This is a genomic window from Cellulomonas sp. NS3, assembly GCF_024757985.1.
GTDB lineage: Bacteria > Actinomycetota > Actinomycetes > Actinomycetales > Cellulomonadaceae > Cellulomonas_A.
Map to the genome: position 1 here is coordinate 3,005,478 of NZ_CP103289.1, position 13,432 is coordinate 3,018,909.

The window sequence follows — 13,432 nt, forward strand, 5'->3', positions numbered from 1 at the left end:
CCGCGAGCCTCTCAGTGGAGCGTGGTCTTCACCTTGAGGATCTTGTGCTTGCCGTCAACCGGCTCTTCGTACGTCAGGTCCGCGCCGGTGCTCAGAGGGGTGTGATTGGCGGAGAAGAACACGTAGTCGATCTTGCGACCGGCCACCGTGTCAGCGCCGACTCTCCTGGTCTCGTTGTTGGCGAGCTGTGCTGCCTCGATGAAGCGGCCGTTGGACCGCCCCTCGGGGTGCTTGTAGAGGGGGTCGAGGGCAGCGAGCGTCGGCGTCGTGTTGAGGTCGCCGCCGACCACCACCGAGTGGCCACGACCGATCCAGTCGCCGGTGATCTCCTTGACCCGTCGGGCCTGGCGCAGCCGGACCTCCGCCGGGTTGGGGTCGTAGACGGTGAAGTGGGTCGAGCAGGCGTGCACCCGGTGCGTGCCCTTGTCGAACACCGCGCAGGCGATCCCGAAGTTCTTGCCTTCCCCGGCGACGTCGAAGGCCTCGTCGAAGGCGCTCCCCGCGCCTGGGTGGATGGCCGCGTTGCCCTTGGTCCCGCCCGGGCAGTCGCCCTTGGCCACCTGCTCGTGGAACGCGACCGTCCACGTGGGGTGGTTCGCCCTCAGGGCGGTGACCCAGCCCGAGCAGACCTCCTGCGCCGTCACCGCGTCCCAGTTGCCGGACTCCGCCAGTCGCACCACCCGGTTCCAGCGGGCCTCGTCCTGGTCGGTGTTGTGCTGGACGACGCGCAGGTTGGCCGGTGCGGCCGCCGCGCTGCTCGCGGACGCGACGTCCTGCGCGTCCGCCCCGGCGACCGCCGTCGCGAGCTGCGACGACCCGTCGACGTCGGCCGCGTACGCCGCCGTCGGCACCGCCCCAGCCCCCAGGATCATGACTGCTGCCGCGGCAAGCACGGCGCGAGTCCTCGTGATCATGTGCGCTCCCCCTCGAGTGCGATCGGAGCACGCCGGAGCGCGCCTGCCGCGACTCTAGCCCGGCGAGACATGGACGCACCCCTCCCTCCGGCGACGTCGGCAGGATCCGGGCCGGCACAGGCGGCCTGGTCACGCTCGACTCCTGATCCGTTGACCCGCCCGGCGGTACCTGGCGGCGACGACCAGCGCGCCGCGGCGGGCTCAGGACGCCGTGCGGCGCGTCAGCGCCCACGACGTCGGGACACCCGTGGGCCGGTGCTGCCGCTACCGTGTGCCGGTGATCCTCTGGCTCAACGGTGGCTTCGGCTCGGGCAAGACGACGCTCGCGGAGGAGCTCCACCGACGGCTCCCGGACGCGCTCGTGTACGACCCCGAGGACGTCGGCCTCCTGCTCTGGAGGTGGCTCCCGCCGGGCGGCGACTTCCAGCACCTGCCGAGCTGGCGCGAGCTGGTCGTCGCGACGGCGCTGTCGCTGCGCCGGCACCACGCGCAGACGCTGGTCGTCCCGATGTCCCTCGTCCGCGACGCCTACCGCGACGAGATCCTCGGCGGGCTCGCGGACGCCGGCGAGGACGTCCTGCACGTCTTCCTCGAGGCCGACGCCGAGGTGCTCCGCGAGCGGCTCGACGCCCGGGCCCGCGCGCTGCACCCCGACAGCCCGGGGTGGGAGCCGGGCGCCGTCGCGATGGGCCTGCCCCCGGTCGCGGAGTCCGTCGCCGCCGCCCGGCGCCAGCCGCCCGGGACGCTCCTGCTGCGCTCCGACCGGCTGACGCCCGCCGAGCTGGCCGACGCGGTGCTCGCCCGGGCCGGGACGGACCGCGCCGCAGCCTCAGGGTCGGCAGGGTCGGCAGGGTCGGCAGGGTCGGCAGGGTCGCGCTCGCAGTCGCCCGGGGCCGGTGCTTCCTCGCGTGCGCCGCGCTAGCCGCGCCCTGACCTATCCCGAGGTCGGCGCGTCCCTCACGGACGAGCTGCCCGCGGGCTACCACCACCAGCGCCATCGCGCCGTGCTGGGGACGGGACGGGCGCTGTTCGAGCGCTCGTCGGCCGCGGTCACCCGCTGGGAGCTCCATCGACGCGCCGGGGTCTCGCCCGCCCCGGGGACGCCGCCGGCCGCCACGGGTCTCGACGTCGACCTCCGCGCCACCCTCGGGCCGGTCGTCGTCCGCGTGCCCTGCCGCGTCGTCGCGCTCGTCGACGACCCGGACCGGCGCGGGTTCGCCTACGGCACGCTCACCGGTCACGCGGAGTGCGGCGAGGAGGCGTTCGTCGTGTCCATCGACGCGCAGGACGTCGTCCGGCTCGAGATCGCGGCGTTCTCCCGCCCGGGGCGCTGGTACTCGCGCCTCGGTGCGCCGCTCGCACGGGCAGCTCAGCGGGCCGTCACGCGCCGGTACCTGAGCGCGCTGGTCATGTGACGCACGGCCGCTGACCCGGTCCGACGGCGGGCTCTAGCCGGCGGCCGGCTCGACGAGGTGGGGGCCGTCGTTGCGGACGTTGCCGACCGCCTTGCCGACCTCGCGCGGCTCGAGGTGCGGCTCCGGCAGCCCGGCGAGGAGCGCGGCGACGTCCTCGAGGTCGGTCAGGTGCGGGTCGAGCCACGCGTCGACCTGGTCCGGCGTCACGAGCACCGGGCAGCGCTCGTGGATCTCGCCGAGGGTGTCGGTCGCCGCGCGGGTCGCGACCGTCGCCGTCCACAGCCACTCCCCCGGTCGCTCGGGGTCCGGGCGCAGCTCGTAGAGCCCCGCGGCGGCGATCAGGTCGCCGCCCGCGTGCAGGAAGAACGGGGTCTTCGAGCCGTCGGCGTTCTTGCGCCACTCGTAGAAGCCGTCCATGGGGACCAGGCAGCGCCGCTTCGCCGCCGCGCGCTTGAACGCGGGCTTCTCGGTGAGCGACTCCGAGCGCGCGTTGATCATCCGGGCACCGACCTTGGTGACCTCGTCGTCCTTGGCCCACGCCGGCACCAGGCCCCAGCGCACCCGCCTGAGCTGGCGGACGGGCTCGGCGTCCTCGGGTGCGCCGCGTGGCGTGCGTTCGAGCACGACCCGGATGTCCTGCTGCGGCGCCACGTTCCAGGACGGCGCGGTCTCCTCGTCGACGATCTCCTGCACCGCCAGGGCGCCGGCGATGTCGGCGTCCCGGCGTGCGCTCGCGTACCTGCCACACATGGGGCCACCCTCCCGCACCGGCCGGTCGTGCGCTCGGCGACGCGGGCGTCGGCTCAGCGCCCGCCGGTGCGACCGTCCCGCCCGGGACGTCTGTCCGGGTCGGCACCCCGCGAGCGCAGCAGCCGCTCCGTCAGGTCGGCGACGCGCGCCGTCCCGGCGGTGTCAACCCTGGCCGTCGACCCGCAGCTCGGGCAGCAGCGGGCTGCGCGCCGCGACAGCACCCGTCGTGGTGACCGGGAAGGAGCCGTAGATCGCCGTCACGTCGACCAGGACGTGCACCGCGCTGGTCACGAAGAGGCGGATCGTCGGCCGGCCCTGGAACAGCCCCACGGCCGTGACCGCGAAGTTGGCGAGGTCCTGGTTCGCGGTGAAGTTGATGGACGACGTCTCGGGGCGTGCGACGCCGTGCGGGAACAGGGTCACGTAGCCGACCCCGGCGCCCTGCGTCACCGTCAGGTTGACGAAGATGCTCGCGGCATCGAGGTCACCCGTCGCGGCGTCCACCGCGACGTCGATGGTGGCGCCGGCGACGACGCGGCCGCTGGCGTCGAGCGCGCCCGGGGTCCGGCCGACGATCGATGCGCGCCCGGCCTCCGTGCGGGTGTCGAGCACACGCGTCGGGGCGGGCGCATAGATCATCGGCAGGTACGAGACGAGGTCCTGCAGGTCGAGGTTCGTCACGAGGTAGCCGCGCTCGACGCCCGTGCCGTCGCGGTCCAGGCCGATGACGGGTCCGGCCGGGGTGTTCCTGATCTCGCCGAGCTGCGGGTTCCAGCCCGTCGCGTCGGAGGGCTCGAGCCGCAGCTGGGCGCCCGTGGGGTTCGCGAGCGACAGCGTCGGTGCGGTGCTCGTCGCGGCGAGGCGGGTGCCCGACGTGCCGGCGTCGTGCGCGCGGCCGGCGAGCAGCGGGTCGCCCGCCGCGGCCGACGCCGAGGTCGAGCCGATGGCGGTCGCGGCGGCGGCCCCGGCGACGGCCATGCCGCCCATCCGGAGCAGTCGACGGCGTGAGACCTCCGGCGCGGCGGCGTCCGGTGCCGTCGCGCCGTGCGCGGTGGTGTCGTCGGTGGTCATCTGCGTCCCTACTCTCGGGCGATCCGGCACACCCACGCACCCCCGTGCGCCACGCGCGTCACCCGTCCGGTCGGCACCGGCGGGAGGACGGGTGGTCGGCGTTCACCGTCACGCTTCTCACCCGTTCATCGGCGTCCGCGGGTGAACCTTGAGCCGTTGGTACGCACCTCTCCTCCGAGCCCGCGGCTCAGCCGTCACCGGGCCCGGTCCCGCCCGGCGCGACGGGCACGGGCTCGCCGTCCAGGAGCAGCCGGCCGGCGCGGGCCTTGGTCTCGAGGGACTCGCTGCTCCACAGCGCGTTGAGCGCCTCCACGTCCTCGAGCGTGTAGCCGGCGTCCCAGAACGCGGCGCGCGCGCGGTCGTCCTCGGTCGCCGACGGGTCCAGCGGCTCCGCGTAGCCCTCCGCGGGCGCGGTGCCGTCGGAGGGCGCGGTGCCGTCGGCGGGCGCGGTGCCCTCGGCGACCGGCGGGACGAGGCCGTCGAGGAGCATCTGCCCCGCGCGCGCCTTGGTCTCGGTCGTGCCGGTGCTCCACAGCGCGGCCAGCGCGTCGACGTCCTCGGGCGTGTAGCCCGCACCCCAGAACGCGTCGTACTGCTCGCGCGTGTACCCCGGCGGCATCGCCGACCAGTCGATGCCCACGGCCTGCGCGACGTTCTCGACGGCGCGCGCGACGTCCGAGTAGGGGTCGGCGGCGGCCGCCGCCCCGGCACCCGCGACCGCGAGCGCGGACGTCACGACCCCCGCGACGACGACCCTGCCGCCGCGCCGGCGGAACTCCGTGAGCGACGTGGGCTCGGGCGCTCCGCGGCGGTCCGCGAGCGCCGCCTGGAGGCGCGCGGCCACGAGCGCCGGGTCGGGGGCGGCCGCCGCCCGCGAGGCCAGCGCCCGCGTGAGGCGCGCGGTCAGCTCGTCGTCGGTCGGCGGGTGCTCGGGGTCCCGGCGTGGACGGTCCCCGGCGCGGTCGTCGGTGGCTCGGACGTGCTCGCTCATCGCGTCTCCGGTCGGGTCGTGGGTTCGGTGCGGCGCAGCGACGCCAGCGCGCGCGAGGCGTGGGAGCGGACGGTCGCCCCGGACGTGCCGAGGACCCCCGCGATCTCGAGGTCGTCGAGACCCTCGTAGTAGCGCAGCACGAGCACCGCGCGCTGGCGCGGGGGCAGGGCCTCGAGCCGGCGCCACATCGCGTCGTCCTCGACGACGTGGTGCGCGTGGTCGCGCTCGGGGTCCAGGTGCGCGGCGAGCACCTCGTCGGCCGCCGGCCGGACCGTGCGCACGTGCCAGCGCCGCCGCCAGGACAGGTGCTCGTTCGTGACCATGCGGCGCAGGTACAGGTCCGGGCGCTCCATGAGGGCGATCCGCGTCCAGCGCACGTGCGCGCGCAGCAGCACCTCCTGGACGAGGTCGGCGGCGGTGTGCCCGTCGCCCGTGAGGACCGTCGCGTAGCGCAGCAGTCCGGGCAGGTGCGTGCGCACGACCTCGTCCAGGGCGCTCCCGGGGCGTGCGGGGCCGAGGTCGGCCCGCACCGCGTCGCCGAGGTCGGCAGGTACCGCGTCGCCGGGGTCGGCGGCGTCGCGCCGAGCCGCAGCACCGGTCCTCGGTGCGCGCCCGACGGCCGGCACGGCGCCGCTGTCGGGCGCGACGACCCGGAGCCACGTGCTCATCGGCGCACCCCGAGGAGGTCGTCGAGCGCCGCGGCCGGGTCGTCCACGGCACGCTCCCCCGGTCGGGGCAGCGGGCGGTCGTCGAGGCACCGGGTCAGCAGCGCCTCGACCAGCGCCGCGCGCCGCACGATCGCGTTGCCGTCGAGGTCGCCGGGCAGGAGGCGGACCTCCACGGTGTCGCGCACGGGGCGGTCGGTCACCAGCTGGGTCAGGTTGACGTCCGCGAACTTCGTGAGCCCCACGGGGCGCGCCGCCGCCTGCAGGCGCGCCCAGCCGCTCGCGCCGGCGTCGTCGGGCCACGGCTGCTCGACGAGCGCGAGCAGCGCGGCGGGGAGCGGGCCGAGGCGGCGGCACGCCGGGTTCGTGCCGAGAGTGGACCACAGCACGTCGCGCCACCACCCGAAGAGCCGGACGACGTTCGCGAACGCCCCGACGCGCCGGAACGGGCCGCCGTCGACGTGCACGTGCACTGCCGCCTCGTGCGGGACGGTGAACCCGAGCTCGCGCGCGGGCCCGAGCAGGCGCTCGAGGGCGGCCGCGTGGTCGTGCTCGAGCGGCGGCGTGACGACCTCGCACGGCCGCTCGCGTCCCCGCGGGAGCGGCATCGCGACCGCCACCGTCGTGCCGGTCGCGTCGTTGACGCGGGTGGCGGCGGGAAACGCGTCGGCCGTCACGCCGAACAGGTCGGCGACGCCGTCGAGCACGGTCGCGAGCGGGGCGTGAGGGTCGGCGTGGCGCTCGACGAGCCGCAGCAGGCGCGCGTCGTCGCACAGCACCCGGTACCAGCCCCGGTGCCCGGCCCGTCCCGCGGCACCGCGCCCCGCGGCCAGGTCCGCCTCAAGGGTGGTGTCGTCGACGAGGCGCGCGACGGGCCGGCCGGCCGCGTCCTCGACGTCGAACGCGGGCGACAGGTGCCGGAACACCCCGACGCCCGGCACCGCCGACGGCTCGCTGTCGGTGTGGAACGACCGCTGGACGCGCCCGGCGCAGCGCGCGGCGAGCTCGTCCGCGAGCGCCTGCCGGTCGGACCCGGCGGGGGCCAGCAGCTCGATCTCGAAACCGGTGCGCCACGTCAGCTCGTGCACGTCGATGGTCGTCTCCTCACCTGGCGGGTCGTCGGTGGTGCCGGGCCGCACGGTCAGGACGCGGCGGGGGCGGTGCTGCCCGGCGCCACCGGGACGGTCTGCCCGTCGAGGATCATCTGCCCGGCGCGGGCCTTGGTCTCCATCGACTCGCTGCTCCACAGGTCGTTGAGCGCCGCGAGGTCCTCCGGGGTGTAGCCCGCGCCCCAGAACGCGCCGAGCTGCTCCTCGGAGTGCCCGACGGCCGCCGAGCCGTCCGTCGTGGCCGTGCCACCGGCGTCGGTCCGCTCCTCGGCCGCGGGGCTGGGCGGGAAGGGCAGCTCCTGCCCGTCGAGGATGAGCTGCCCGGCGTGGGCCTTCGTCTCGGTCGTGCCGGTGCTCCACAGCGCGGCGAGGGCGTCGACGTCCTCGGCCGTGTAGCCCGCACCCCAGAACGCCTCGTACTGCGCCTGCGTGTACCCGGCGGGCATGAAGGACCAGTCGACCCCCGCGTCGTGCAGGGCACCGGCGACGGCCTGGGAGACCGCCGACGTCGGGGCCACGGCCATCGCGGCGCCCGCCCCGGCGACGGACAGCCCAGCGGCGACGACCCCCGCGGCGACGATGCGGCGTCCGCGCGGGCGGGCGGCGGCACGGGCGGTGGTCGGCCGGGCGGTGGTCGGCCGGGCGGTGGTCGGGCGTGCGGTGGTCGGTTCCATCGGGTTCCTCCAGCGGGCGGTGCGGATGTGCTTGCGCTCCTAGAACGCGGCTCGCGGCCCGGATGTGGAGCGCCCCCGCGAACCGGTCGCATGCGCCCGGCGCGCGGTGCCTCGCGGCGGCCGGTGGGCTCGCCGTGACTCCCCCGCGTCAGAGCACCGCCGCGAGGGCGTCGAGCGCCGCGAACGGGTCCGGGCCGACCGGGATCAGGACCATCGACGAGACGCCCGCGTCGTGCAGCGCTCCGATGCGGGCCCGCGCCTGCTCCGGGGTCCCGGTCACGGCGAGCTGGTCGACCCACGCGTCGGGCATCCGCTGCGCGAGCTCCCCGCCGCTCGCGCACGCGTCCCGCAGCGCCGCGAGGTCGGCCGCGAACGACAGCGGAGCGAGGTGCGGCGCCCAGTCGGCCTCGCCGATCGCGGAGAGCCCGGGACGCACCCTCGCGCGCGCCGCACCGGCGTCGGCGTCGACCGCCGCGACGGCGTAGCCGACGATCCGGTGCTCCCCCGGTGCGGCGATGTGCGCGCGTGCCTCGGCGACGTACTCGGGCGTGACGGGCTCGGCGAGCACCGTGCCGTCGGCGGCCCGGCCCGCGAGCGCGAGCGAGCGCGGGCCGCGCACCCCGGCGAGCAGGCGGGGGACGGTCCGGGGCGGGGAGGACAGGCGCACGCCCGTGACGTCGACGTGGCTCCCGTGCACGTCGAGCCGCTCCCCGCGCAGCAGCGCGCGCAGCGCCGTGAGGTGCTCGTCGAGCAGCGTGAGCGGGCTCGTGGGCCACGCGCCCGCCTGGCGCATCCAGCCGGGCATCCCGTGCCCGACGCCGACGTCGAGGCGCCCGGGGAAGAGCTCGGCGAGCGTGCCGACCTCCAACGCGGCGAACGCGACGTTGCGGGCCGCGGCCGGCAGGATCCCGATGCCGACGCGGAGGCGCTCCGTGACCGCGAGCGCGACCCCGGCCTGCGCGACCCCGCCGCGGAACTCGAGGTCCTCGACGACCCACAGCTCGTCGAACCCGAGCTCCTCGGCGCGCCGCGCGAAGCGCGTGAACCCTGCCGCGGGGAGGTCGCGCGGGAGCATCACGCCGACCGCCCGGTCGTCGTCGCGGGTGCTCCGCGGGGTGGCCGTCACGGGGGCGTCGGCGGTGTCGTCGAAGGAGGTCACCCGGCTGATCCTGGCACGTCGCGCACCCCCTGCGACGACCTCCCGGAGGGCACTGGCGCAAACGTCCGCGCGGCCTCACACTTCACGTGCACCGCCCCCCGATCCCCGCTCGGCACACCCCCCGAGACCCCCCGAGAGGACCCACGTCCGTGCTGCGCACCGTCACCTCGCACCTGTCCCTGGACGTGCGCGGGCCCGCCGAGCTCTACCTCGCCGTCGCCGTCGCGGACGGCGCCTACGACCGCACCGAGCACCTCACCGTCACGCACGAGGACGGGCCGCTCGACGCCCTCGAGATCAAGACCCACCAGGGGGCGCGGCTGCACCGCGTGCACGCCCCCGTCGGCCGGGTCGTCGTCGACTACCGCGCCACGGTCGCCGGGCAGGCCGAGCCGCCCACGGTCGTCGATGCCGACCTCGTCGAGTACGTGCGGCCGAGCCGGTACGCCGAGTCCGACCGCCTCCTCGCGTTCTCCCGCGACCAGTTCCGCGGTGTGGACGGCGCCGAGCTGCTCGACGCGGTCGTCACGTGGGTGCGCGGGAACCTGTCGTACGTCTCGGGGTCCAGCTCCCCGACCGACGGCGCGACCGACACGCTGCTCAAGCGGCGCGGGGTCTGCCGGGACTTCGCGCACGTGACGGCCGCGCTGCTGCGCGCCAAGGACGTCCCGGCCCGGCTCGCGTCGGTGTACGCCCCCGGGCTCCGGCCGATGGACTTCCACGCGGTCGTCGAGGCGTACGTCGACGGGGCGTGGCAGCTCGTCGACGCCACCGGCCTGGCCCCGCGATCGACGATGCTGCGGATCGCGACCGGGCGCGACGCGACCGACACCGCGTTCCTGTCGAACTACCACGGTGCGGTGAACCTCCGGGCGCTCACCGTCACGGCGACGTCCCAGGGCGACCTGCCGACGGACGACGGGCACGAGCTGACCGTCCTGCGCTGACCGTCGCGCCGGGCGGACGGGGTCGCCCGCGCCGGTCCGGCAGCCGTCCCGCCGGTCGGGACCGGCGCGTCAGGCGCTCTCGCGTAGCATCCGGCGGCGGCTCTCGAGTGCGATGAGCTCGGCGAAGACCCGCTGGTAGCCCTCGGGGTCGCTCGCGGCGTCCATCCGCTGGAGCCGGCCCTTGAGGTCGGCGATCGCGCGCGTCACGCCCAGCTCGACGACCTTGCCGACGACGTCCCGCACGTACGACGCGAGCGCGTCCGGCCGGTCCTCGGGCAGCGGGGCGACGGCGAGCTCCGTGACGAGCGGGACGACCATCGACGACGCCTGCTCGCTCACGGCCTCGACCCAGGAGCCGGACGAGCCGCTCGCGCTGGCCGCGACGAGCTCGCGCGCGGACGCCATCCCGCCCGCGGCGCGCACCGCCTCGTGGACCGCCCGGTACGCCGGGACGCTGAAGGCGTCGGCGCCGAGGTCGTCGAAGTCGGGCGGGACCAGGTGCGGGTACTGGAGCACGACCTCGAGCGCGGTCCGCTCGGTGCGGACCACGGGGTCGCGCGGGTCCGGGCGCGAGAGCCGCGCACCCGTGGCCTGCGCCGAGCCCGCGTCGCCGCCCCCGCCGTCGTCCCACGGCTCGGCCGGCCCGGGATCGTCGCGGTAGGGGTCGTCGCGGAACCGGTCGTCCGGGAACCGGTCGCCGCGCCCGCCCGGCCGCCCGTCGCGGTCCTGGCCGGGCCGTCGCGGTCCGTCGGAGCGCCCGGACCAGCCGCCGCCGTCGCGCCCGCCGCCGCCGGGGCGTGCGCCGTCCCGCCGTGCGCCGCCGCCCTGGCCGCCCTGCCACCGCGGGCCGTCACCGTTCCCGGCCCAGCGCGGCCCACCGGAACCGTTCACGCCTCCCGGACGCCCGCCGTCGCGCGAGGACCCCCGCTCGTCGCCGCGGCCCCCGCGGGGGTCCGCCTCGCGCCGGGGTGCGCCGCCGCTCCCGCCCGGGCGCGCCGTCGGCCCCGACCGCACCGCCGAGCCCACGGCGTGCCGCACCGTGTCCTCGTCCATGCCCAGCCACCCGGCGAGCAGGCGCGCGTACTCGAGCCGCAGGCCGCGGTCGCGGATCCCGGCGACGACCGGGACGGCGGCGCGCAGCGCGTTGACCCGGCCCTCGGCACGCTCGAGGTCGAACGAGCGCAGCGTCGTGCGGATCACGAACTCGAACAGCGGCTGGCGCGCCTCGACGAGCCCGCGCACCGCGTCGGGTCCCTGCGCCTGGCGCAGCTCGCACGGGTCCATGCCGCTCGGCTCGACCGCGACGAACGTCTGGGCGGAGAACGTCTGGTCCTCCCCGAACGCGCGCATCGCGGCCTTCTGCCCCGCAGCGTCCCCGTCGAACGTGAAGATGATCTCGCCGCCGACCGACGCCCCGGACGCGAGCTGGACGCCGCCGCTCCCCCCGGTGTCACCGACGAGCCGCCGGACGATGCGCGCGTGGTCGCTGCCGAACGCGGTGCCGCACGTCGCGACCGCGGTGCCCTCGCCCGACAGGTGCATCGCCATGACGTCGGTGTAGCCCTCGACCACGACGACGCGCTTGCTCCGCGCGATCTCCCGCTTGGCGAGGTCGATCCCGTAGAGGACCTGCGACTTCTTGTAGAGCGCGGTCTCGGGGGTGTTGAGGTACTTGGGCCCCTGGTCGTCCTCGTAGAGCTTGCGCGCGCCGAAGCCCACGGTGTCGCCCGTGACCTCGCGGATCGGCCACACGAGCCGCCCGCGGAACCGGTCGTAGAGCCCGCGGTTGCCCTCGCTCATCAGGCCCGTGGCCTTCAGCTCGGCCTCGGTGAACCCGCGCCCGCGCAGGTGTCGCAGGAGCGCGTCCCAGCCCTGCGGCGCGTACCCGACGCCGAACTGCTCGGCGGCGCCCCGGTCGAACCCGCGCTCGGCGAGGAAGGTGCGCGCGGCCGCGGCGCCGGGCGTCGCGAGCTGCTCGGAGAAGTACGTCGCGGCGACGCGGTGGGCCTCGAGCAGCCGCTGGCGACGGCCGGGCTCCTCGCCGGGACGCGGCGCGCCGCCGTCCTCGTACCGCAGCTGGATCCCGACGCGACCCGCCAGGTACTCGACAGCCTCCGCGAACGGCAGGCCGTCGATCTTCTGGACGAAGGAGATGACGTCGCCGCCCTCAGAGCACCCGAAGCAGTGCCAGAGGCCGACCTGGGGGCGGACGTGGAACGACGGCGAGCGCTCGTCGTGGAACGGGCACAGACCCTTCATCGAGCCGACGCCCGCGGACTTCAGCGTGACGTGCTCGCCGACGACGTCCTCGATCCGGGCACGCTCGCGGACCGCCTGCACGTCCTCCCGCTTGATGCGTCCCGCCACGGGGCAATCCTAGGTCCGGCGCGGCGCGCGACCGGCCGGGTCGCGGCCCTCTCCCCCGGTCCCCGCGCAGCGCCCGCGCGCGCCGGGCGTCAGTGCCGCGGCGGGTGCACGAGGCGCGCGTGCACCTCGGCCGCCGAGACGTCCGTCAGCGAGGCGACCTGGTCGATGACGACGCGCAGGCGTGCGGCGTCGTCGGCCGCGGCGGCCCAGTCGGCGGCGAAGGGCGGCTCGAGCGCGAGCGGGGCGCGGTCGGACAGCACGCGCACCAGGTCGACGAGGATCTCGCGCTGGCGGTGGTAGAGCGGCTCGAGCTCGCGGGGTGCCATGACGTAGGCGACCGCGAGGCCCTTCAGGACGAGGATCTCGGCCTGCGTCTCGACGGGGACGACGAGGTCGGCCGCGTAGCGGGTCAGCGGTCCGGGGCCGTACCGCGCGCGGGTCGCGGCGTGCGCGGCGCCGGCGAACCGCCCGATGAGCTGGCTCGTGGCGTCCTTGAGGTGCGCGAGCGCGCCGCGCGACCCGTCGAAGCCGTGCGCCCACAGGTCCGCCTCGTTGAGCCGGTCCATCGCGGCGGCGAGCTCGTCGGGCCCGATCGCGTCGCCGTACCAGGCGTCGACGGCCTGCAGGACGCGGGCCCGCTCGTCGTCGTCGGTCAGGACGGCGAGGTCGAGCCGGCCGCCCACGACGGCGTCCTCGACGTCGTGCACCGAGTAGGAGATGTCGTCCGCGAGGTCCATGACCTGCGCCTCGAGGCACTTGCGGCCCTCGGGCGCGTCGGCGCGCAGCCACGCGAAGACCGGCAGGTCGTCCTGGTAGACCCCGAACTTGTGCGTCGGGCGGCCGTCGCTCAGCAGCGGCCCTTCGCCGAACGCCCACGGGTACTTGACCGAGGCGTCGAGGCTCGCGCGCGTGAGGTTGAGCCCGACCGCGGTGCCGTCCGGCCCGACGACCTTCGGCTCCAGCCGGGTCAGCAGCCGCAGGGTCTGGGCGTTGCCCTCGAAGCCGCCGATGCCCCGGGCGAGCTCGGCGAGCGCGCGCTCGCCGTTGTGCCCGAACGGCGGGTGGCCGAGGTCGTGCGCGAGGCACGCGGTGTCGACGACGTCGGGGTCGCAGCCGAGCGCCTTGCCGATCTCGCGGCCGACCTGCGCGACCTCGAGCGTGTGCGTCAGGCGGGTGCGCACGAAGTCGTCGGACGCCGGGCCGAGCACCTGGGTCTTGGCGCCGAGCCGGCGCAGCGCCGAGGAGTGCACGAGCCGGGCCCGGTCGCGCTCGAACGGGGTCCGGGCGCGCGACTTCGGCGCCTCGGTCACCCAGCGGGCGCGGTCGACCTCGGTGTAGCCGTCGGTCCGGGTCTGCGCGCTCACGCGCAC

At 76.2% G+C, this 13,432-nt stretch carries 13 protein-coding genes; 3 read left to right on the top strand and 10 right to left on the bottom strand.

What is annotated here, in order from left to right; genetic code table 11:
* Positions 1–11 precede the first annotated feature (11 nt).
* Positions 12–914 carry an endonuclease/exonuclease/phosphatase family protein gene (locus NXY84_RS13765; protein WP_258723646.1) on the bottom strand — a complete coding sequence of 301 codons (903 nt, stop codon included), beginning with the start codon at positions 912–914 and terminating at the stop codon, positions 12–14.
* Between the two features lie 277 nt (positions 915–1,191).
* On the opposite strand from NXY84_RS13765, the gene NXY84_RS13770 reads away from it, so the two are divergent.
* Positions 1,192–1,836: an AAA family ATPase gene (locus NXY84_RS13770; RefSeq protein ID WP_258723647.1), complete on the top strand. Its 645-nt coding sequence runs from the start codon at positions 1,192–1,194 to the stop codon at positions 1,834–1,836.
* Complete coding sequence (locus NXY84_RS13775; protein ID WP_258723648.1) at positions 1,823–2,329, top strand: DUF1990 family protein; 507 nt, start codon at positions 1,823–1,825, stop codon at positions 2,327–2,329. Before NXY84_RS13770 ends, NXY84_RS13775 begins: the two co-directional genes overlap by 14 nt.
* 33 nt (positions 2,330–2,362) lie before the next feature.
* Here NXY84_RS13775 and NXY84_RS13780 read toward each other — a convergent pair whose 3' ends face one another.
* The 7 genes from NXY84_RS13780 to NXY84_RS13810 form a co-directional block, all read right to left on the bottom strand.
* Positions 2,363–3,079 carry an SOS response-associated peptidase gene (locus NXY84_RS13780; RefSeq protein ID WP_258723649.1) on the bottom strand — a complete coding sequence of 239 codons (717 nt, stop codon included), beginning with the start codon at positions 3,077–3,079 and terminating at the stop codon, positions 2,363–2,365.
* 162 nt (positions 3,080–3,241) lie between these two features.
* On the bottom strand, positions 3,242–4,150 hold the full coding sequence (locus NXY84_RS13785) for a hypothetical protein (RefSeq protein ID WP_258723650.1): 909 nt from the start codon (positions 4,148–4,150) through the stop codon (positions 3,242–3,244).
* A 187-nt stretch (positions 4,151–4,337) separates the two neighbouring features.
* Complete coding sequence (locus NXY84_RS13790; protein WP_258723651.1) at positions 4,338–5,141, bottom strand: hypothetical protein; 804 nt, start codon at positions 5,139–5,141, stop codon at positions 4,338–4,340.
* Positions 5,138–5,809 carry an RNA polymerase sigma factor gene (locus NXY84_RS13795; protein ID WP_258723652.1) on the bottom strand — a complete coding sequence of 224 codons (672 nt, stop codon included), beginning with the start codon at positions 5,807–5,809 and terminating at the stop codon, positions 5,138–5,140. The genes NXY84_RS13790 and NXY84_RS13795 overlap by 4 nt, the downstream gene beginning before the upstream one ends.
* The gene (locus NXY84_RS13800; protein WP_258723653.1) at positions 5,806–6,894 is read right to left on the bottom strand and encodes an amidoligase family protein; all 1,089 of its coding nucleotides are present in this window, start codon (positions 6,892–6,894) and stop codon (positions 5,806–5,808) included. The genes NXY84_RS13795 and NXY84_RS13800 overlap by 4 nt, the downstream gene beginning before the upstream one ends.
* 53 nt (positions 6,895–6,947) lie before the next feature.
* Positions 6,948–7,589 (bottom strand): hypothetical protein, encoded by a 642-nt coding sequence (locus NXY84_RS13805; protein ID WP_258723654.1) that lies wholly within the window; start codon positions 7,587–7,589, stop codon positions 6,948–6,950.
* Between the two features lie 148 nt (positions 7,590–7,737).
* Entirely contained in the window at positions 7,738–8,748 is a 1,011-nt protein-coding gene (locus NXY84_RS13810; RefSeq protein ID WP_258723655.1) for an LLM class flavin-dependent oxidoreductase, read from the bottom strand.
* A 149-nt stretch (positions 8,749–8,897) separates the two neighbouring features.
* Between NXY84_RS13810 and NXY84_RS13815 the strand changes: the two genes are divergently transcribed.
* A complete protein-coding gene (locus tag NXY84_RS13815) occupies positions 8,898–9,695 on the top strand; it encodes a transglutaminase-like domain-containing protein (RefSeq protein ID WP_258723656.1) in 798 nt (265 codons plus the stop codon).
* 69 nt (positions 9,696–9,764) lie between these two features.
* Here NXY84_RS13815 and dnaG read toward each other — a convergent pair whose 3' ends face one another.
* Both dnaG and NXY84_RS13825 read right to left on the bottom strand, forming a co-directional pair.
* Positions 9,765–12,062, bottom strand: a complete 2,298-nt coding sequence (dnaG, locus tag NXY84_RS13820) for a DNA primase (RefSeq protein WP_258723657.1) — start codon at positions 12,060–12,062, stop codon at positions 9,765–9,767.
* A gap of 89 nt (positions 12,063–12,151) precedes the next feature.
* On the bottom strand, positions 12,152–13,426 hold the full coding sequence (locus tag NXY84_RS13825) for a deoxyguanosinetriphosphate triphosphohydrolase (protein WP_258723658.1): 1,275 nt from the start codon (positions 13,424–13,426) through the stop codon (positions 12,152–12,154).
* Positions 13,427–13,432: the final 6 nt, after the last annotated feature.